The organism is Sinorhizobium sp. RAC02 (assembly GCF_001713395.1).
Taxonomy (GTDB): domain Bacteria; phylum Pseudomonadota; class Alphaproteobacteria; order Rhizobiales; family Rhizobiaceae; genus Shinella.
In genome coordinates this window covers 562402-581953 of sequence record NZ_CP016450.1, presented here as the reverse complement: position 1 = coordinate 581953, position 19552 = coordinate 562402, and the positions used below count along the sequence as shown (strand labels likewise).

Annotated in this window: 18 protein-coding genes; 15 read left to right on the top strand and 3 right to left on the bottom strand. The window is 63.8% G+C overall.

Annotated features, from left to right (window positions below; translation table 11 throughout):
• The first annotated feature begins 4 nt into the window (after positions 1–4).
• The 9 genes from bcoG (at position 5) to BSY16_RS02700 (ending at position 11966) form a co-directional block, all read left to right on the top strand.
• Positions 5–916 (top strand): 3-dehydrocarnitine:acetyl-CoA trimethylamine transferase BcoG, encoded by a 912-nt coding sequence (bcoG, locus tag BSY16_RS02740; protein ID WP_069058252.1) that lies wholly within the window; start codon positions 5–7, stop codon positions 914–916.
• Positions 913–2406: a carnitine 3-dehydrogenase gene (locus tag BSY16_RS02735; RefSeq protein ID WP_069058251.1), complete on the top strand. Its 1494-nt coding sequence runs from the start codon at positions 913–915 to the stop codon at positions 2404–2406. Before bcoG ends, BSY16_RS02735 begins: the two co-directional genes overlap by 4 nt.
• Before the next feature lie 130 nt (positions 2407–2536).
• The gene (locus BSY16_RS02730) at positions 2537–3697 is read left to right on the top strand and encodes an acyl-CoA dehydrogenase family protein (RefSeq protein ID WP_069061331.1); all 1161 of its coding nucleotides are present in this window, start codon (positions 2537–2539) and stop codon (positions 3695–3697) included.
• A gap of 7 nt (positions 3698–3704) precedes the next feature.
• Complete coding sequence (locus BSY16_RS02725) at positions 3705–5765, top strand: acetate--CoA ligase family protein (RefSeq protein WP_069058250.1); 2061 nt, start codon at positions 3705–3707, stop codon at positions 5763–5765.
• Positions 5762–6544, top strand: a complete 783-nt coding sequence (locus BSY16_RS02720) for a carnitinyl-CoA dehydratase (RefSeq protein WP_069058249.1) — start codon at positions 5762–5764, stop codon at positions 6542–6544. The genes BSY16_RS02725 and BSY16_RS02720 overlap by 4 nt, the downstream gene beginning before the upstream one ends.
• A 275-nt stretch (positions 6545–6819) precedes the next feature.
• Positions 6820–8409 carry an ABC transporter substrate-binding protein gene (locus BSY16_RS02715; protein ID WP_069058248.1) on the top strand — a complete coding sequence of 530 codons (1590 nt, stop codon included), beginning with the start codon at positions 6820–6822 and terminating at the stop codon, positions 8407–8409.
• Positions 8409–9518 (top strand): ABC transporter permease, encoded by a 1110-nt coding sequence (locus tag BSY16_RS02710; RefSeq protein ID WP_069058247.1) that lies wholly within the window; start codon positions 8409–8411, stop codon positions 9516–9518. The genes BSY16_RS02715 and BSY16_RS02710 overlap by 1 nt, the downstream gene beginning before the upstream one ends.
• On the top strand, positions 9515–10342 hold the full coding sequence (locus BSY16_RS02705) for an ABC transporter permease (protein WP_069058246.1): 828 nt from the start codon (positions 9515–9517) through the stop codon (positions 10340–10342). Before BSY16_RS02710 ends, BSY16_RS02705 begins: the two co-directional genes overlap by 4 nt.
• Complete coding sequence (locus BSY16_RS02700) at positions 10335–11966, top strand: ABC transporter ATP-binding protein (RefSeq protein ID WP_069058245.1); 1632 nt, start codon at positions 10335–10337, stop codon at positions 11964–11966. Before BSY16_RS02705 ends, BSY16_RS02700 begins: the two co-directional genes overlap by 8 nt.
• 189 nt (positions 11967–12155) lie before the next feature.
• Here the strand turns inward: BSY16_RS02700 and BSY16_RS02695 are convergent, their stop codons facing one another.
• The 3 genes from BSY16_RS02695 to BSY16_RS02685 are packed head-to-tail and all read right to left on the bottom strand — an operon-like array spanning position 12156 to position 13830.
• Positions 12156–12506, bottom strand: a complete 351-nt coding sequence (locus tag BSY16_RS02695; RefSeq protein WP_069058244.1) for a PAAR domain-containing protein — start codon at positions 12504–12506, stop codon at positions 12156–12158.
• On the bottom strand, positions 12506–12922 hold the full coding sequence (locus BSY16_RS02690; RefSeq protein WP_069058243.1) for an ACT domain-containing protein: 417 nt from the start codon (positions 12920–12922) through the stop codon (positions 12506–12508). Before BSY16_RS02690 ends, BSY16_RS02695 begins: the two co-directional genes overlap by 1 nt.
• The gene (locus BSY16_RS02685) at positions 12919–13830 is read right to left on the bottom strand and encodes an alpha/beta hydrolase (RefSeq protein ID WP_069058242.1); all 912 of its coding nucleotides are present in this window, start codon (positions 13828–13830) and stop codon (positions 12919–12921) included. The genes BSY16_RS02690 and BSY16_RS02685 overlap by 4 nt, the downstream gene beginning before the upstream one ends.
• A 123-nt stretch (positions 13831–13953) precedes the next feature.
• Between BSY16_RS02685 and BSY16_RS02680 the strand changes: the two genes are divergently transcribed.
• The 6 genes from BSY16_RS02680 (at position 13954) to BSY16_RS02655 (ending at position 19531) form a co-directional block, all read left to right on the top strand.
• Positions 13954–14862, top strand: coding sequence for a LysR family transcriptional regulator (locus BSY16_RS02680; protein WP_069058241.1), 909 nt, complete (start codon positions 13954–13956; stop codon positions 14860–14862).
• Positions 14863–14865: 3 nt separating this feature from the next.
• Positions 14866–15306, top strand: a complete 441-nt coding sequence (locus BSY16_RS02675) for a GNAT family N-acetyltransferase (protein WP_069058240.1) — start codon at positions 14866–14868, stop codon at positions 15304–15306.
• A gap of 126 nt (positions 15307–15432) precedes the next feature.
• Positions 15433–16593, top strand: coding sequence for an ABC transporter substrate-binding protein (locus BSY16_RS02670; protein WP_069058239.1), 1161 nt, complete (start codon positions 15433–15435; stop codon positions 16591–16593).
• Between the two features lie 190 nt (positions 16594–16783).
• Entirely contained in the window at positions 16784–17779 is a 996-nt protein-coding gene (locus BSY16_RS02665; RefSeq protein WP_069058238.1) for an ABC transporter ATP-binding protein, read from the top strand.
• Entirely contained in the window at positions 17776–18726 is a 951-nt protein-coding gene (locus tag BSY16_RS02660; protein WP_069058237.1) for an ABC transporter permease, read from the top strand. The genes BSY16_RS02665 and BSY16_RS02660 overlap by 4 nt, the downstream gene beginning before the upstream one ends.
• A complete protein-coding gene (locus BSY16_RS02655) occupies positions 18716–19531 on the top strand; it encodes an ABC transporter permease (protein WP_069058236.1) in 816 nt (271 codons plus the stop codon). The genes BSY16_RS02660 and BSY16_RS02655 overlap by 11 nt, the downstream gene beginning before the upstream one ends.
• The last annotated feature ends 21 nt before the right edge of the window (positions 19532–19552 follow it).

Here is a 19552-nt window from a genome sequence, read left to right as displayed (position 1 = left end):
TCGAATGCCCTTAGCCATGAACCGTGATATCTTCATCACCTGCGCCGTCACCGGCTCCGGCGACACCGCCGGCAAATCGCCCCACGTGCCGCGTTCGCCCAAGCAGATCGCTGAATCGGCGATCGACGCCGCCAAGGCCGGTGCCGCCGTCGTGCATTGCCACGTCCGCGACCCGGAAACCGGCGCACCGAGCCGCCGCAACGATCTCTACCGCGAAGTGACCGAGCGCATCCGCGATGCCGAGGTGGACGTGGTGCTGAACCTCACCGCCGGCATGGGCGGCGACATTATCTTCGGCGGCACCGAACAGCCGCTGCCGCTGAACCCCAACGGCACTGACATGGTCGGCGCCACCGAGCGCGTCAGCCACGTCGCCGAATGCCTGCCGGAAATCTGTACGCTCGACTGCGGCACGATGAACTTCTCGCTCGGCGACTACGTGATGACCAACACGCCGTCCATGCTGCGCGCCATGGGCAAGATGATGACCGACCTCGGCGTCCGCCCGGAAATCGAGGCCTTCGACACCGGCCACCTGTGGTTCGCCAAGCAGCTCGTCGAGGAAGGCGTCATCGAGGATCCGGTGCTCATCCAGCTCTGCATGGGCATTCCGTGGGGCGCGCCCGACGACCTCAACACCTTCATGGCGATGGTCAACAACGTGCCGGCCAACTGGACGTTCTCGGCCTTCTCGATCGGCCGTAATGCCATGGCCTATCCGGCCGCGTCCATCCTGGCCGGCGGCAATGTGCGCGTCGGGCTTGAAGACAATCTCTATGTCGGCAAGGGCCAGCTCGCGACCAATGCGCAGCTCGTCGAAAAGGCCGTGAACGTGGTTGAAGGCATGGGTGCCCGCATCATCGGCCCGGCCGAAGTGCGCGAAAAGCTGAAACTCCAGAAGCGGGCGCCGAAATGAGCCAGATCCAGAAAGCAGCCTGCGTTGGCGGCGGCGTCATCGGCGGCGCCTGGGTGGCGCGCTTCGCGCTCGCCGGCATCGACGTCAATATATTCGATCCGCATCCGGAAGCCGAGCGCATCATCGGCGAAGTGATGGCCAATGCCGAGCGCGCCTATGGCATGCTCACCATGGCGCCGCTGCCGCCGAAGGGCAAAATCACCTTCTGCAAGAGCTTGGAAGACGCCGTCAAAGACGCTGATTGGATTCAGGAAAGCGTTCCCGAGCGCCTAGAACTGAAGCGCGGCGTGCTGACCCAGATCGATGCGGCCGCAAAGCCAGACGCGCTGATCGGCTCGTCCACGTCAGGCTTGATGCCGACCGACCTGCAGCGCGACATGAAGCACCCCGAACGCCTGTTCGTCGCGCATCCCTATAACCCCGTCTACCTGCTACCGCTCGCCGAACTGGTCGGCGGCGAAAAGACCAGCAAGGCGACGCTCGAAGACGCCAAGGCCAAGCTCGCGCCGATCGGCATGAAGGGCGTGATCATCAAGAAGGAGATCGAGGCCTTCGTCGGTGACCGCCTGCTCGAAGCCGTCTGGCGCGAAGGCCTCTGGCTCATCAAGGACGACATCTGCGACACCGAGACGCTCGACGATGTGATCCGCTATTCGTTCGGCATGCGCTGGGCGCAGATGGGCATGTTCGAGACCTACCGCATCGCGGGCGGTGAAGCCGGCATGCGCCACTTCCTCGCCCAGTTCGGTCCCTGCCTCTCCTGGCCCTGGACGAAGCTCACCGACGTCGTCGATCTCAACGACGAGCTGGTGGAAAAGATCGCCAACCAGTCGGACGCCCAGTCCGGCGCCCGCGGCATCCGCGACCTGGAGCGCATCCGCGACCAGAACCTCGTCGGCATCATGCATGCGCTGAAGGCCGGCGACGACGGCAAGGGCTGGGGTTCTGGCAAGCTGCTCGCCGAATTCGAGGAACATCTCTGGGCCAAGGCCGGCAAGGCCAAGGTGGAAGTTTCGGAAGCCGAGCCCCTGCGCCTCGTCGATACCAAGGTCAACGCCGCCTGGGTCGACTATAACGGCCACATGACCGAGCACCGTTACCTCCAGCTCTTCGGCGATACGTCGGACGCGTTGCTGCGGCTGATCGGCGTGGACTTCGCCTATGTCGAAGCCGGCCACAGCTACTACACGGTGGAAACCCACATCCGCCACATCGACGAAGCCAAGCTCGGCCAGGCGCTCTACACGACGCTTCAGCTTCTGGCGTCCGACGGCAAGCGGCTGCACTTCTTCACCCGCATCCACGATGCCGCGACCGGCGATGTCATCGCGACGGCAGAGCAGATGATGCTTCACGTCGACTCGAAGGCCGGCAAGAGCGTCGATGCGCCTGCGGACGTGCTGGCGAAGATCAAGCCGATCGCGGACGCCCATGCCAAGCTGGCGACACCGGAAAGTGCCGGCCGCAGCGTCGGGCAAAAGCGCGCCTGACGAAACCGTTGAAGTGCCGGAGAGGAACGGCGCCCGACGCAGAACACAATCTCCCCCGCTCATTGGGGGAGATGCCCCGCAAAGGGCTATGGCCGCCACGCGGCCCCAAAAGAATTCGAGGGGGAATGCCATGAACTTCGCATTGACCGACGAGCAGCAGATGATCGTGGATACGGTCCGCTCCTTCGTCGAAACGGAAATTTATCCGCACGAAAACGAGGTCGAGCGCACCGGTCACGTGCCGCCGGAACTCGGCCAGGAAATCGCCCGCAAGTGCAAGGAAATCGGCTTCTTCGGCTGCAACATGCCGGAAGAAGTGGGCGGTGCCGGCCTCGACCACACCTCGTTTACGCTGGTCGAGCGCGAACTCGGCCGCGGCTCGATGGCGCTCACCGTCTTCTTCGGCCGCCCCTCCGGCATCCTGATGGCCTGCAACGACGAGCAACGCGAACGCTACCTTCTGCCGGCCGTCAGCGGCGAAAAGTTCGACGCGCTCGCCATGACCGAGCCGGATGCCGGCTCCGACGTGCGCGGCATGAAATGTTTCGCCCGCAAGGACGGCGACGACTGGGTCGTCAACGGCACGAAGCATTTCATCAGCCATGCCAACATCGCCGATTTCGTCATCGTCTTCATCGCGACGGGCGAGGAAGATACGCCGCGCGGCAAGAAGAAGCTCATCACCTGCTTCCTCGTTGACCGCGGCACGCCGGGTTTCGAGATCCGCAACGGCTACGAGTCGGTCTCGCACCGTGGCTACAAGAACTGCATTCTCAACTTCGACGAATGCCGCCTGCCCTCCTCCCAGATCCTCGGCGAAGTCCACAAGGGCTTCGACATCGCCAACGACTGGCTCTACGCGACCCGCATCACGGTCGCCGCGACCTCCGTCGGCCGCGCCCGCCGCGCCTTCGACTACGCGTTGAACTATGCCGCCGAGCGCAAACAATTCGGCAAGCCGATCGGGGCAAATCAGGGCGTCTCCTTCAAGCTCGCCGACATGATCACAGAGATCGACGCCGCCGACCTCCTGACGCTCAATGCCGCATGGCGGCTCGATCAGGGCCTGCCGTCGAACCGCGAAATCGCCTCGGCAAAGGTCTATGCCACCGAAATGCTCGCCCGCGTCACCGACGAGGCGATCCAGATTTTCGGCGGCATGGGCCTGATGGACGACCTGCCGCTCGCCCGCTTCTGGCGCGATGCCCGCGTCGAGCGCATCTGGGACGGCACGTCGGAAATCCAGCGGCACATCATCAGCCGTGATCTGCTCAGGCCGCTCGGAGCGTAATGTCCATATGACACGTCCCCTCGACCGCCTCATCCGGCCCCGCTCCATCGCCGTCTTCGGCGGCAAGGAGGCGCGCCGCGTCATCTTCCAGTGCGACAAGATGGGTTTTTCCGGCGAGATCTGGCCGGTGCATCCGCGCGAGGACGAAATCCTCGGGCGCAAATGCTACCGCTCCGTCGCCGATCTTCCGGGTGCGCCGGACGCCTCCTTCGTCGGCGTCAACCGAGAACTCACCATCGGCATCATCCGCGATCTCGCGGCGCGTGGCGCCGGCGGCGCGGTGTGCTACGCCTCCGGTTTCCGCGAGGCCGTCAGCGAGCTTGCCGACGGCGACGATTTGCAGAAGGCGCTGGTGGAAGCGGCCGGCGACATGCCGGTGCTCGGGCCGAACTGCTACGGCTTCATCAACATGCTGGACGGCGCCCTGCTGTGGCCCGATCAGCACGGCATGCTGCGCATCGACAAGGGCGTCGCCGTCCTCACGCAGTCCTCCAACATCGCCTGCAACATTTCCATGCAGCAGCGCGGCCTGCCGCTCGCCTATATCCTGACCGCCGGCAACCAGGCGCAGACCGGTCTCGCCGACCTCGCCTGCGCCGTGCTGGAAGACCCGCGCGTCACCGCCGTCGGCCTGCATATCGAGGGTTTTGACAGCCTCGCCTCCCTCGAACGCCTGGCCTTGCGATCGCGCGAGCTGAAGAAGCCGGTCGTGACTTTGAAGGTCGGTAAATCGGAACAGGCGCAGCTCGCCACCGTCTCGCACACGGCCTCGCTCGCCGGCAACGACGCCGTTTCCTCCGCCCTACTCGCCCGCCTCGGCATCGGCCGCGTCGAGACGCTGCCGGAATTGCTGGAAACGCTAAAACTGCTGCACATCGCCGGCCCGCTTCAGAACTACGACATCTCCTCGATGAGCTGCTCCGGCGGCGAGGCCTCGCTGATGGCGGATGCCGGCGTGAAGCGGAAAGTGAATTACCGTGAACTCCGGCAAGACCAGCGCCAGCCGCTGCGTGAAACGCTCGGCCAGATGGTGACGATCTCCAACCCGCTCGACTACCACACCTTCGTGTGGGGCAACCACGAGAAGCAGACGCAGGCCTTCACGACCATGATGCAGGGCGGCTACGCCCTGAACCTCGTCGTGCTCGATTTCCCCCGCCTCGACCGCTGCGACGCCGCCGACTGGATCACCACCTGCCACGCCGTCATTGATGCGTCGAAGGCGACGGGCGCGAATGCCGGCATCGTCGCCAGCATGGGCGAGAACATGCCGGAAGCGACCGCCGAAATGCTGATGCAGAACGGCATCGTGCCCTTCTACGGCATCGAGGAGGCATTGGCCGCCGCTGAAGCCGCCGCCGGCATCGGCGAAATCTGGAACAAGCCCCTGCCTGCCCCGCTCCTCAAGGCCGCAGCCGGGGAAGGTGAAGCGGTTACGCTCACCGAGCACGAGGCAAAGCAGGCCCTTGCAGCCCATGGCCTCACCGTGCCGAAGGGCATCACGGCCGAGACCACGGAGGCCGCCGCCGACGCTGCGCAAAACCTCGGCTTCCCCGTCGTTCTCAAGGGCTTGGGCGTCGCCCACAAGACCGAGGCCGGCGCCGTCAAGTTGAACCTCGCCAGCCGCGAGGCCGTGCTGGAGGCCGCCAAGGCCATGGCCGGCGTCGCTTCCGGTTTCCTCATCGAAAAGATGGTGGGAAAACCCGTTGCCGAGCTCATCGTCGGCGCCATGCGGGATCCCGTCGCCGGTCCGGTGCTGACCATCGGTGCAGGCGGTATTTTGGTCGAATTGCTCGAAGATTCCGCGATCTTGACCCTGCCGACCGATGAAAAAACGATCCGCGAGGCGATCTCCAAGCTGAAAATCGCAAAGCTGCTGAACGGTTATCGCGGCGGCCCGAAGGGCGATATCGATGCGCTTGTCGCTGCCGTCGCATCAACGGCATCCTATGTCGTTTCAAACGCTTCAATAATCGACGAACTGGACGTTAATCCCTTAATGGTGCTGCCAGCTGGCGACGGTGTCGTCGCGGCCGACGCGCTGATCCGTCTGAGGAAAAACCCATGACCGGACCGATACGACAGCGCCGCGAAGGTGGCATCCTGGAAGTCACGATCGATCGCCCCAAGGCGAACGCGATCGACCTCGTGACCAGCCGCATCATGGGCAGGATCTTTGCCGACTTCCGCGACGACGACACCTTGCGCGTCGCCATCATCACCGGTGCGGGGGAGAAATTCTTCTGTCCAGGATGGGATCTGAAGGCGGCCGCCGCCGGTGACGCAGTCGATGGCGATTACGGTGTCGGCGGTTTCGGCGGCATGCAGGAACTGCGCGACCTCAACAAGCCGATCATCGCGGCGGTCAACGGCATCTGCTGCGGCGGCGGGCTCGAAATCGCGCTCTCCACCGACCTGATCCTCGCTGCCGAACATGCAACCTTCGCGCTGCCGGAAATCCGCTCCGGCACGGTGGCGGATGCCGCCTCGATCAAGCTGCCGAAGCGCATTCCCTACCACATCGCCATGGACATACTGTTGACCGGCCGCTGGCTGGACGTGCAGGAGGCGCACCGCTGGGGCTTCATCAACGAGATCCTGCCGGCCGACAAGCTGCTCGACCGCGCCTGGGAACTGGCGCGCTTGCTCGAAAGCGGCCCGCCGCTCGTCTACGCCGCCATCAAGGAAGTGGTGCGCGCCGCCGAGGGCGAGGCGTTCCAGACGACCATGAACAAGATCACCCGCCGGCAATTTCCGACGGTCGACGTTCTCTATTCCAGCGAGGATCAACTCGAGGGCGCCCGCGCCTTCGCGGAAAAGCGTGATCCCGTCTGGAAGGGACGATAGGATACGCCCCTGCATCGGGCAAAGTCCGCATCTTTCCATAAGTTTGGCTTGTGGAAGAAATAGGTAAATTAAAGCGTTACACGCGTCTGATACGTGAATAGTTTATAATAGACGAGCCGCCATGCGGCGAATGAAGGAGGCATTCGGGAAAACGGGAAATGCGCCGCCGCCGGCAAGAAAAGCCGGTCGGGAGGTTGCCTTACAGGCCAAAAACAGAAATTCTGCCAATCACAACGACAAATGCCCACTTCAGGGCGAGCAAAGGGAACAGGGGAATGACTGATTACACCAACTACCTCACCAGCCAGGTCACGCTCGGCAAGATGAACCGCCGCGAGTTCATGGGCCGCGCTGCTGCCTTCGGCATCACGCTTGCCGTCGCCGGCACCATGTTCGACACCGCCGCCAAGGCGCAGGAGCCGAAGCGTGGCGGCAACCTCAAGCTCGGCCTCGAAGGCGCCGCCGCGACCGACTCGAAGGACCCCGCAAAGGCGCTCTCGCAGTTCATGTTCGTCGTGAACCGCAACTGGGGCGACATGCTCGTGGAATCCGAGCCGCTGACCGGCAAGCCGGTTCCGGCGCTCGCCGAATCCTGGGAACCGTCCGCCGACGCCTCAACCTGGACTTTCGCCATCCGCAAGGGCGTGAAATTCCATGACGGCAAGGAGCTGACGGTCGACGACGTCATCAAGACCCTGCAGCGCCACACCGATGAGAAGTCGGAATCGGGCGCACTCGGCGTCATGAAGTCGATCAAGGAAATCAAGGCCGACGGCGACAAGCTTGTCCTCGTACTTTCGGAAGGCAATGCCGACCTGCCGCTGCTTTTGACCGACTACCACCTCGTCATCCAGCCGAATGGCGGTCTCGACGATCCGAACGCGATGATCGGCACCGGCCCCTTCAAGGTCACCAGTTTCGAAGCCGGCGTACGCGCCACCTTCGAGCGCAACAAGGATGACTGGCGCCAGGACCGCGGTTATGTCGATACGGTCGAAATGATCGCGATGAACGACGCGACGGCCCGTATCGCCGCCCTCTCCTCCGGCCAGGTCCACTATATCAACCGCGTCGACCCGAAGACCGTTGATCTCCTGAAGCGTGCGCCGACCGTGGAAATCCTCTCCACCTCCGGCCGCGGCCACTACGTGTTCATCATGCATTGCAACACGGCGCCGTTCGACAACAACGATCTCCGCCTCGCCCTGAAATATGCGATGGACCGTGAGACGATGCTGGAAAAGGTGCTCGGCGGTTACGGCAAGGTCGGCAACGACTTCCCGATCAACGAGACCTATGCCCTCTTCCCGGAAGGCATCGAGCAGCGCGCCTACGATCCGGACAAGGCCGCCTTCCACTACAAGAAGTCGGGCCACAGCGGCTCGGTCCTGCTGCGCACCTCGGACGTCGCCTTCCCGGGCGCCGTGGACGCGGCCGTTCTCTACCAGGAGAGCGCCAAGAAGGCCGGCATCGAGATCGAAGTGAAGCGTGAACCCGGCGACGGCTACTGGTCGAACGTCTGGAACGTGCAGCCGTTCTCGACCTCCTATTGGGGCGGCCGTCCGACGCAGGACCAGATGTACTCGACCGCCTATCTCTCGAAGGCCGACTGGAACGACACGCGCTTCCTGCGCGAAGACTTCGACAAGATGGTGCTCGAAGCCCGCTCAGAACTCGACGAAGCCAAGCGCAAGGACATGTACCGCGCCATGGCCATGATGGTGCGTGACGAAGGCGGCCTCATCCTGCCGATGTTCAACGACTTCGTGAACGCCTGCGGCAAGCAGGTGAAGGGTTACGTGCACGATATCGGCAACGACATGTCGAACGGCTTCGTCGCAACCCGCGTGTGGCTCGACGCCTGATGACCGGCCGCGGACCGGCGCACGGTCCGGAGCTGACAGCAACGACGGCTGCGGGCGAAGCCCCGCAGTCTGTCGGCGTTGCCGGGTCGGTTGCGTCCACTGGAGCCCCCATCAACGAAGTGACCCCTTCGTTCTGGGCGAAACTCAGCAAGAGCAGCCCGCTCGCTGCGCTCATCCTGCAACGCCTTGCGCTCAGCGTGGCCTTGCTCTTCGCCGTGTCCCTGATGATCTTCGGGGGCGTGGAAGCCCTGCCCGGCGACTTCGCCACGACCTATCTCGGCCAGTCCGCCACGCCACAGGCCATCGAGAACATCCGCAAGGATCTCGGCCTCGACCAGCCGGCCACCACCCGCTACTTCAAATGGCTCGGCGGCGCCATCCAGGGTGATTTCGGCAGTTCCTGGGCCTCGAAAAACTCGGTCAGCGAACAGATCGGCAAGCGCCTCGGCAATTCGCTGTTCCTCGCTTTCTTTGCAGCCATCATCTCGGTTCCGCTCGCGGTCGGGCTCGGCATGCTCGCCGTGCAATACCGAAACCGCCTGCCCGACAAGATCATCAACGTCATCTCGCTGGCGGCGATCTCGCTTCCCGAGTTCTTCGTCGGCTACCTGCTGATCCTGTTCTTCGCCGTGCAGCTCGGCGTCGCCACCTTCCCGGCGACGGTCTATGAAAGCATGACCATCGGCCAGCGGCTTTCCGCCATTGCACTGCCAACGGCAACCCTCGTCCTCGTCGTGCTCGCCCACATGATGCGCATGACGCGCGCAGCCATCCTCAACGTCATGTCGTCCGCCTATGTGGAGACGGCCGAACTCAAGGGTCTCGGCAGCCTTCGCGTCATCGCAAAACATGCAGCACCGAACGCCTTGGCGCCGGTCATCAACGTCATCGCGCTCAACCTCGCCTATCTCGTCGTCGGCGTCGTCGTCGTGGAAGTGGTGTTCGTCTATCCCGGCATGGGCCAGTATATGGTCGACGCCGTGACGGTGCGTGACATGCCGGTGGTGCAGGCCTGCGGCCTGATCTTCGCCGCCTTCTACATCTTCCTCAACATGTTCGCCGATATCCTTGCGATCATCGCGAACCCCAGATTGAGGCATCCGCGATGAGACTTTCCAGTATCCCCGTCAGCGCCTGGGTCGGCATTCTGGGCATCGCCCTTGCCCTCTTCTGCGCCCTTTTCGCCCCCATCATCGCCCCCTATAGCGAGAGCCAGATCGTCGGCTCCGTCTGGGAGCCGATCGGCGGCGATTACCTGCTTGGCACCGACAATCTCGGCCGCGACCTCTTCTCGCGTCTGATCTTCGGCGCCCGCACCACGATCTTCGTGGCGTTGGCCGCAACCGTGCTCTCGTTCTCGCTCGGCATGCTCCTGTCCTTCACGGCCGCCGTCACGGGCGGACTGATCGACCAGGCCTTCTCGCGCTTCAACGACCTGATGATGGCGATCCCGACCTTGATCTTCGCCCTCGTCGTGCTGGCCGTTCTTCCCCAGCAGCTCTGGATCCTCATCCTCGTGATGGCGGTCCTCGACAGTACCCGCGTCTACCGCATCGGCCGCGCCGTCGCGCTCGATGTCGCGGTCATGGAGTTCGTGGAAGCGGCGCGTCTGCGCGGCGAAGGCACCGGCTGGATCATTTTTCGCGAAATCCTGCCCAACACGCTCTCGCCGCTCTTGGCCGAATTCGGCCTGCGCTTCGCCTTCTCGATCCTGTTCCTCTCCACCCTCTCCTTCCTCGGCCTCGGCATCCAGCCGCCGGCGGCGGATTGGGGCGGCATGGTAAAGGACAACAAGGACGGCATCATCTTCGGCATTTCCGCCGCCCTTATTCCGGGCGGTGCGATTGCGGGGCTGGCCATCTGCGTCAACCTCGTCGTCGACTGGCTGATGAAACGCACCTCGAGCCTCAAGGGAGGGCGCGGCGATGCCTGATCTGCTTTCCGTCAAGAATCTGAAGATCGAGGCGACCAGCTACCCGCCGGGCGAGCCGCCGCGCACCGTCACCCTCGTCGAAGGCGTGTCCTTCAATGTCGAAAAGGGCAAGGTGCTCGGCCTCATCGGCGAATCCGGTGCCGGCAAATCGACGATCGGCCTCACCGCACTCGCCTATGGGCGCGGCGGGGTGCGCATCACCGGCGGCGAGGTGCTGCTCAACGGGCAGGACCTGCTGAAGCTCGGCCCCAACGGCATCCGCAAGGTACGCGGCTGCAAGGTCTGCTACGTCGCGCAATCAGCGGCAGCAGCTTTCAACCCCGCCCACCGGCTCGGCGAGCAGGTGATCGAGGCCTCGCTGAAACACGGCATCATGACCCGTGCGGAAGCGGAAAAGCGCGCGCTCTACCTGTTCAAGGTGCTCGGCCTGCCAAGCCCGGAAACCTTCGGCCAGCGCTATCCGCACCAGGTCTCCGGCGGCCAGCTCCAGCGCGCCATGACCGCCATGGCGCTCTGCCCGAACCCGGAACTCATCGTCTTCGACGAGCCGACCACAGCGCTCGACGTGACGACGCAGATCGACGTGCTTGCCGCGATCAAGCATGCCATCGAAGAGACGCATACGGCCGCGCTCTACATCACCCACGACCTTGCGGTCGTGGCGCAGATCACGGACGACATCCTGGTGCTCCGGCATGGCAAGATGGTGGAATACGGCTCGGTAAAGCAGATCATCGAGGCGCCGACGCAGGACTATACCCGCGCGCTGGTCAATGTGCGCGGCACCAAACGCGAGGAGGCGCCCGACCAGTCGGATACGCTTCTGAAGGTCGACAACATCACCGCCGGCTATTCCAACGGCTTCAAGGTGCTGCAGAACGTTTCCCTGCACCTGCCAAAGGGCCAGACGCTGGCGGTGGTAGGGGAATCGGGCTCGGGAAAATCCACCCTCGCCCGCGTCATCACCGGCCTGCTTCCCCCGCAGGAGGGCACGATCAGCTTCGACGGCAAGCCCTTGCCGAAGGCGCTGAAGGGCCGGTCGAACGACGAACTGCGCCGCGTCCAGATGATCTACCAGATGGCCGACACCGCGATGAACCCCCGCCAGACGGTGCGCGACATCGTCGGCCGTCCGCTCACCTTCTACTATGGCATGCGCGGCCAGCAGAAGACCGAGCGGGTGAAGGAACTCTTGGAGCAGATCGAAATGGGCGGCCGCTTCGCCGACCGTTACCCGGCAGAACTGTCCGGCGGCCAGAAGCAGCGCGTGGCGATCGCGCGTGCGCTCGCGGCAAAGCCGGAACTTATCCTGTGCGACGAGCCAACCTCCGCCCTCGACCCGCTGGTGGCGGAAGGCATCCTGAAGCTGCTGTTGAAACTCCAGGACGAGACCCACGTCTCCTACATGTTCATCACCCACGACATCGCCATCGTGCGCGCCATCGCCGATAGCGTGGCCGTGATGCACCGGGGAAAACTCGTCCGCTTCGGCCCGAAATCGACGGTGCTCTCGCCACCCTTCGACGACTACACCGACCTGCTCCTGAAATCCGTTCCCGAGATGGAGATCGGCTGGCTGGAGAAGGTGCTGACGACCCGGCGCATGGAAAGCGCTGGCAATTGAACAAAGCGGGCGGCCTCGGTCGCCCGTTTTTCTTTGGAGCGCCCGCAAGCCTCTCTACTCGTCATCCTCGGGCTCGACCCGAGGATCCATGCCACAAACTCAAGCTATGCAGTGGGACGTGGATCCTCGGGTCGAGCCCGAGGATGACGTCGAGGGTAGGATGGCTTTCTCGGCCAAACCGCCCTTCACTCAATTCTGCGTGCAGGTCACATCGCCAAGACGGCTGGCGGATCCACCTTCAACACTCACCGTTTCATCGCCCCGCGCCGTGCAATTGCCCTTCTCGCCGACACCGGTGCGGAACTTCACCATGGGCTGGCCCTCGATCATGATGCTCGGTACGATCTCGTAGAGTTCCGGCGGGCAATTCACCACGTCGGAGAGCCGAAGAGCCGGCGCACCGCCGATGAAGACGCTCTTCGAGCCCGACAAGGCGCAGGCGGGGATGGGCACTGCCGCATCCTCGGCAAAGGAGACCGGCTGCCCCACCGCAAACATCCCGAAAGCCAGAGCGACACCTGCAAAGCGCAGAACATTCATCACGCATCTCCCTTTTCACGCGCCGCCCGGGACAAGGCCTTCAGCGTTTCGAGCGCCCGTTCGGCATCCCGCTCGGGAACGAATATATGGTCGTGATGGTAGCCGGCAACCACGTTGGCGCTGATGCCCTCTACCGTCAACGCCGTGGCGAAGGCCGCCGTCAAACCGACGGCTTCCAGCGAGGAATGCACGGTCAGCGTGATCATGCGCATCGGCGGGCTTGCCGCCAACCCTTCGGCGGCGTCGACCGGCAAGATCAGCGTGATACCTTCCTCCTCCCGGAAGAGGCCGATCGGCCGGCGGGAAAGGTGGTTTGCCAAATCGTCGGCCAGCACACTGGCATAGACGAAAATGCCCTCGACCAGGGTGGGCTCCATGGTCGCCAACAGGTCGTCCAGGTCGGTAACGCCGCTCATGGCTTCGCCATCCGGCGCACGGCATCGCAGAGCGCGGCAAAGCCTGCCTTCGCACCCTCGCTCATGAAGCGCGCGCGCAGCCATGCGTGAATCATCTGCTTCTCCTCGCGGTACTCCACCGGTACGCCGGCAAGAATCAGCCGAGCGGCATAGGCCCGCGCGTCGTCGCGCAGCGGATCGAAATAGGCGCCGGTGATGAAGGCGGGCGGCAATCCGGCAAGATTTTCCGACCGCAGCGGAAAGGCGTGCGCCGCATCCTCCGGCGCCTGGTAGATCGTGCGGTAATAGGCCGTATCCGCGGTCGATAAGCCGGGTGCGTTGGCCATCTCCTCATAGGAACCGGAGACAAGATCGCCGCCAAGGCCGGGATAGATCAGCGCCTGCCCGACGACACCCTTCAGTCCCTCGTCCCGCGCCTTCAGCACGATGCCGGCCGCAAGATTGCCACCTGCGCTGTCGCCGATCACGACGACCCGGCGCTCCTCCAGCAAAAGCTCGATCAGGACAGCCCAGCAATCATCGAAGGCGGCGGGCCAGACATGTTCGGGCGACAGGCGATAATCAACGGAAACAAGCTCCGCCCCCGCCGCCTCGGCGATCTCGGCGCAGATCGCATCGTGGCTGTTGAGCGAGCCAACGACAAAACCACCGCCGTGAATATAGAACAGCCGCGTTGCCGTCGTGACTGTGGCCGGCCGATAGCGGCGCACCGGTATGCGCTCCGCCACCCAGCCATCCTCCTTGACCATGCCCGCCGGCGGCGGGGCATCGAAGGCAGCGCAGAGCGCATCGTACCAGGCGCGCTGCTGGGTAATGTCCGCATCGACGGCATCGGCGGGATAGAAATCCTCGCAACGCTTATGGAAGGCCAGAATGCCCTCCTCGGTCGGCATGGGGCGTTCGGTCATCGCGGCTCCTCGTCAGTTGCGGCTACCATAACAAGGTCGTGCGACGGCGCCTGTCTTGTCCGCGGCTTTCCCAAGGAATTTTCGCCGCTTGCCTCGCTCGAGCTGGCCATATTAACTGACGGCATGGCATTCACCTTCCGGCAATTGCAATATTTCGTCGCCGTCGCGGAGCAGGGTTCCGTCACCCGGGCCGCTCAGAACCTGTCGATCTCGCAATCCTCGATCACCGAGGCGATCAAGGAACTCGAATCGGATCTCGGCGTCGAGCTTTTCGATCGCCATCCGCGCGGCCTGACGACGACGCACAACGGCCACCAGTTCCTGCGCCACGCGACAAAGATTCTCGCCGACGTGTCCGACGCTCGCCGCTCCTTCTCCGACAACCGTATGGCGGAAAAGGGCCAGCTCAATCTCGGCGTCACCTCGCTCGTCGCCGGCTACGTGCTCTCCGACCTGCTCTCGCGCTACCGCCGGGCCTTTCCGGGCATCGACGTCAGCGCCATCGAAGACAACGGCTCCTATCTGGAACACCTGCTGGTCGGCGGCGAACTGGACGTTGCCGTCATGGTCATCTCGAACCTGCGCGACCGCATGGCGCTCCAGGCGGAAATCATCGAAACGTCGCCCTATCGGCTCTGGCTGCCGATCGGCCATCCCCTCGTCTCTGCCGATATCATCTCCGTCAGCGATATCGCCAAGGAACCGCTGATCATGCTGACGGTCGACGAAATCGAGGAGAACACCGGCAAACTCCTATCGGCCCTCGGCGCCCGCCCCCATGTCGCCTTCCGCACCCGCTCGGTGGAAGCCGTGCGCAGCCTGGTGGCCACCGGCGCCGGCATCGCGCTTCTGCCCGATCTCGTCTATCGCCCCTGGTCGCTGGAAGGCGACCGCATCGAAAGCCGCGACGTCTCCGGCGCACTGCCAGTCGTGCAGGTCGGCATGGTCTGGCGCAAGGGCTCCAGCCTGCCGCAGGCGGCGCGGGATTTCGTCGGGCTGGCGGAAGCGCTACGGGGTGGGCGGGGACGGTAGCCGATGCAGGTCGTCTTCCTTCTCTTCACTCGCGACGACCTTTTGACACTCCGCAAGTGGTTCGAAGATAAGGAACTGTTGCGTCGCCTTTCCTTTCCCGATGACGAGTGGTTCGCCTATGTGACAAACGGGGACACTGCTCGGTGCTGGATGGCCTATCGGTCCGACGAAGCCATAGCCGAGATCCAAGTTGATAGGGATGGTGAGCATGGGTACATCGAACTCGCCGTGCGGCCAGATCTGCGAGGCTGCGGCATAGGAACGGCCGTGCTTTCAACGTTCCTGGCGGGACCTGGAAAGACCTACATGATCCTCGATGCGCGTATAGATCCGGACAATTCCGCGAGTCTGGCGTGCTTCCTGCGCTGCGGCTTCGAAATCCGGCAGAACCCGGATGTCGACGGCTTCATACAAGCCGTCCGTCAGCAAGCTTCAGGCCCGTAGATTCTGTCGCTTTCGGAATTTCCGATAGCGACATTCTGATTAATGAATTTGCGAAAGCGGCGAAATCGCGGCACCTTTTCTCTCGGGAACAATACCGCACCAAGCGGATCAAACCGGGAGACTGTCATGAAGCGACTTCTGCATTCCTGCACCGCGCTTACCCTTTCGCTCGCCTTCACCGCATCCGCCCTCGCCCAGGAGCCCCTGAAGGAACTCGGTGCCGGCGAAGGCGAGGTTTCGATCGTCGCCTGGGCCGGTTACATCGAGCGCGGCGAGACCGACAAGAACTACGACTGGGTCACCGAATTCGAGAAGAAAACGAGCTGCAAGGTTTCCGTGAAGACCGCGGCGACCTCCGACGAAATGGTCGCGCTGATGAACGAAGGCGGCTTCGACCTCGTCACCGCCTCGGGCGACGCGTCGCTGCGCCTCGTCGCCGGCAAGCGCGTCCAGCCGATCAACACCGACCTCATTCCGAGCTGGAAGACCGTCGACGAGCGCCTGCAGAATGCGCCCTGGAACACGGTGAACGGCGTTCACTACGGCACGCCCTATCTCTGGGGTCCGAACGTGCTGATGTACAACACGGACGCCTTCAAGGACGAAGCGCCGAAGAGCTGGAACGTCGTTTTCGAAGAAATGACGCTGCCCGACGGCAAGTCGAACAAGGGCCGCGTACAGGCCTATGACGGCCCGATCCACATTGCCGATGCCGCGCAATACCTGATGGCGCACAAGCCGGAACTCGGCATCAAGAATCCCTATGAACTCAACGAAGACCAGTACAAGGCCGCCCTCGACCTGCTGCGTGTCCAACGCACGCTGGTCGGCCGCTACTGGCACGATGCGATGATCCAGATCGACGACTTCAAGAACGAAGGCGTGGTCGCTTCCGGTTCCTGGCCGTTCCAGGTCAACCTGATGCAGGCGGAAAAGCAGAAGATCGCCTCGACCTTCCCGGAAGAGGGCGTCACCGGATGGTCGGATACGACCATGCTGCATGCCGAAAGCCAGCATCCGAACTGCGCCTATATGTGGATGGAACATTCGCTGTCCGCCAAGGTGCAGGGTGATGCGGCCGCCTGGTTCGGCGCGGTCCCCTCGGTTCCGGCCGCCTGCAAGGGCAACGCGCTCCTGACCGACGAAGGCTGCAAGACCAATGGCTTCGACAACTTCGAGAAGATCAATTTTTGGCGCACGCCGGTTTCGAAATGCGAAAGCCAGGGCGAATGCGTGCCCTACCACCGCTGGGTCTCCGACTATATCGGCGTGATCGGCGGCCGCTGAAGCTGCAATAGCCCCTGACCCTAACCCTCTCCCCGCAAGCGGGGAGAGGGAACGTGCCCCAAGATAGCTTCGCTTTGCGGCAACAGGCCTGCAGCGGAAAACGCATCCTCATGCCTCCTTCGCCCCGCTTGCGGGGAGAAGGTGCCGGCAGGCGGATGAGGGGCAAAACGCAAACTCCCCGGGAGCCCCCATGACCGCCGTCCTCTTCCAGCAAGTCTCCCGCCATTTCGGCGCCGTGCGCGCCGTTGACAGCGTGGACCTCGCCATTGCCGAGGGCGAGTTCTTCGCGATGCTCGGGCCGTCCGGGTCCGGCAAGACGACGTGCCTGCGCCTGATGGCGGGCTTCGAGCAACCGACATCAGGCCATATCGAGATCTTTGGCGAGACGGCGGAAGGCGTGCCGCCCTACCGGCGCAACGTCAACACGGTGTTCCAGGACTACGCCCTCTTCCCGCACCTCTCGATCCTCGAAAATGTCGCCTACGGGCTGATGGTCAAAGGTGTCGGCAAGGCGGAGCGCCTGAAGGCGGCGGAAGAGGCGCTTGCCATGGTCAAATTGCCCGGCTACGGCACCCGCCGGCCCGGCCAGCTTTCCGGCGGCCAGCGGCAGCGTGTGGCGCTCGCCCGCGCCCTCGTCAACCGCCCCCGTGTGCTGCTGCTCGACGAGCCGCTCGGCGCGCTTGACCTCAAGCTGCGCGAGCAGATGCAGGAAGAACTGAAGTCGCTGCAAAAATCGCTCGGCATCACCTTCATCTTCGTCACCCACGACCAGGGCGAGGCGCTGTCGATGGCCGATCGCATCGCGGTCTTCAACGACGGCAAGATCCAGCAGCTCGGCACGCCGGAAGAGGTCTACAAGCGGCCGAAGACGCGCTTCGTCGCCGATTTCGTCGGCTCCTCCAATGTGCTGCCGCCGGATTTCGTGGCAAGCCTCGGCTTCGGCAACAGCCACGCCAGCCTGCGGCCGGAGGACGTCACGCTCGGCGACGGCCCGGGCCGCAAGCCGTTTTCCGGCCGCGTGGTTGCGACCAGCTTCCTCGGCGCGGCGAACCGCGTGACCGTGGAAGCGGTGGGTGCGCGCGTCGCCGCCATGGTGCCGGCCTCGCTTGCCGTGCCAGTGCAGGGCGAGACGGTCACCCTCTCCTTCCTGCCGGAAGACCTGCACCAGATGGACGCCACCCCATGAGCACCGTGGCGGACACCTCCATCCTTGCGCGCCGCGAAGGCCTCACCGGACGGCTTTCGGATTTCTTCTGGCGCAACCCGAAAATCCTGCTGCTGCTGATGCTGACGCCGCCGCTGCTCTGGCTCGGCGTCATCTATCTCGGTTCGCTCTTTGCACTGCTCCTGCAGAGCTTCTTTTCGATCGACGATTTTTCCGGGCTGATCAACTACGAGTTCACGCTCGCCACCTACAGGCAGCTGCTCATCCCGTCGAACTTCGATATCATCCTGCGCACCGTCGTCATGGCCGCGCTGGTGACGCTCGCCTCCGCCATCATCGCCTTCCCGATCGCCTACTATGCGGCACGCTATGCCAAGGGGAAATGGAAGGTCATCTTCTATCTCGGCGTCATGCTGCCGCTGTGGTCGAGCTATCTGGTCAAGGTCTACGCCTGGAAGCTGATCCTCGCCAAGGAAGGCATCGTCACCTGGGCGCTCGCCAAACTGCACCTGCTCTGGCTGCTTGAGGCGTGGCTGTCGCTTCCCGTCGTCGGCGGCTCATCGCTGTCGATCAGCTACACCGGCACCTTCATCGTCTTCATCTATGTCTGGATGCCCTTCATGATCCTGCCGATCCAGGCGGCGCTGGAGCGCGTGCAGGGCAACCTGATCGAGGCGTCGGCCGATCTCGGCGGCAAACCCTCCCAGACCTTCCGATACGTGCTGTTCCCTCTGGCGCTGCCCGGCATCATCGCCGGCTCGATCTTCACCTTCTCGCTGACTTTGGGCGACTACATCATCCCGCAGATCATCGGCTCGTCGCGGCTGTTTATCGGCCAGGCGGTCTATGCCCAGCAGGGCACGGCCGGCAACATCCCGCTGGCCGCCGCCTTCACCGTCGTGCCGATCGTCATCATGGGTCTCTATCTCTGGATGGCCAAGCGACAGGGAGCCTTCGATGCGCTCTGACAAGAACACCTCCGCCCCCCTTGGCCTGAAGATCGCCGCCGGTGCCGGCCTCGCCTTCCTGCACCTGCCGATCCTGCTGATCTTCCTCTATGCCTTCACGACGGAGGAGAAGAGCTACCAGTTCCCGCCGCCGGGCTATACGCTGCAATGGTTCGCGGTGACCTGGAACCGGCCGGACGTCTGGGCCGCGATGGGGCTGTCCGTGCGCGTCGCGGCCATCTCGACGGCCATCGCCCTGGTGCTCGGAACGCTCTGCGCCGCCGCGGTCTCCCGCACGAAATTCTTCGGCCGCGAGACGGTCTCGCTGCTCGTCATCCTGCCGATCGCTCTGCCCGGCATCATCACCGGCATCGCGCTGCGCTCCGCCTTCTCCTTCGCGGAAATCCCCTTCTCGTTCTGGACGATCGTGCTCGGCCACGCGACCTTCTGCGTCGTGGTGGTCTACAACAATGCCGTCGCCCGCTTCCGCCGCGTCTCGGGCTCGCTGATCGAAGCGTCGATGGACCTCGGCGCCGACAGTTTCCAGACCTTCCGCTACATCATCCTGCCGAACATCGGCACGGCGCTGCTCGCCGGCGGCATGCTCGCCTTCGCGCTCTCCTTCGACGAGGTGATCGTGACAACCTTTACCGCCGGCCAGCAATCGACCCTGCCGATCTGGATGCTCGAAGAGCTTGTCCGCCCACGGCAGCGCCCGGTGACCAACGTCGTCGCCATGGTGGTCGTGCTCCTCACCTTCCTGCCGATCCTCGGCGCCTACTACCTCACCCGCGACGGCGACCAGATTGCCGGCGCCGGCAAATGAACCAACGATAGGGAGAACCAA

Coding starts and splice junctions, on each gene's coding strand:
- BSY16_RS02725 (WP_069058250.1), top strand. CDS start 3,705: ATGACACGTCCCCTCGACCGCCTCATCCGGCCCCGCTCCATCGCCGTC.
- BSY16_RS02730 (WP_069061331.1), top strand. CDS start 2,537: ATGAACTTCGCATTGACCGACGAGCAGCAGATGATCGTGGATACGGTC.
- bcoG (WP_069058252.1), top strand. CDS start 5: ATGCCCTTAGCCATGAACCGTGATATCTTCATCACCTGCGCCGTCACC.
- BSY16_RS02670 (WP_069058239.1), top strand. CDS start 15,433: ATGAAGCGACTTCTGCATTCCTGCACCGCGCTTACCCTTTCGCTCGCC.
- BSY16_RS02660 (WP_069058237.1), top strand. CDS start 17,776: ATGAGCACCGTGGCGGACACCTCCATCCTTGCGCGCCGCGAAGGCCTC.
- BSY16_RS02700 (WP_069058245.1), top strand. CDS start 10,335: ATGCCTGATCTGCTTTCCGTCAAGAATCTGAAGATCGAGGCGACCAGC.
- BSY16_RS02680 (WP_069058241.1), top strand. CDS start 13,954: ATGGCATTCACCTTCCGGCAATTGCAATATTTCGTCGCCGTCGCGGAG.
- BSY16_RS02705 (WP_069058246.1), top strand. CDS start 9,515: ATGAGACTTTCCAGTATCCCCGTCAGCGCCTGGGTCGGCATTCTGGGC.
- BSY16_RS02720 (WP_069058249.1), top strand. CDS start 5,762: ATGACCGGACCGATACGACAGCGCCGCGAAGGTGGCATCCTGGAAGTC.
- BSY16_RS02710 (WP_069058247.1), top strand. CDS start 8,409: ATGACCGGCCGCGGACCGGCGCACGGTCCGGAGCTGACAGCAACGACG.
- BSY16_RS02685 (WP_069058242.1), bottom strand. CDS start 13,830: ATGACCGAACGCCCCATGCCGACCGAGGAGGGCATTCTGGCCTTCCAT.
- BSY16_RS02655 (WP_069058236.1), top strand. CDS start 18,716: ATGCGCTCTGACAAGAACACCTCCGCCCCCCTTGGCCTGAAGATCGCC.
- BSY16_RS02735 (WP_069058251.1), top strand. CDS start 913: ATGAGCCAGATCCAGAAAGCAGCCTGCGTTGGCGGCGGCGTCATCGGC.
- BSY16_RS02665 (WP_069058238.1), top strand. CDS start 16,784: ATGACCGCCGTCCTCTTCCAGCAAGTCTCCCGCCATTTCGGCGCCGTG.
- BSY16_RS02715 (WP_069058248.1), top strand. CDS start 6,820: ATGACTGATTACACCAACTACCTCACCAGCCAGGTCACGCTCGGCAAG.
- BSY16_RS02690 (WP_069058243.1), bottom strand. CDS start 12,922: ATGAGCGGCGTTACCGACCTGGACGACCTGTTGGCGACCATGGAGCCC.
- BSY16_RS02695 (WP_069058244.1), bottom strand. CDS start 12,506: ATGAATGTTCTGCGCTTTGCAGGTGTCGCTCTGGCTTTCGGGATGTTT.
- BSY16_RS02675 (WP_069058240.1), top strand. CDS start 14,866: ATGCAGGTCGTCTTCCTTCTCTTCACTCGCGACGACCTTTTGACACTC.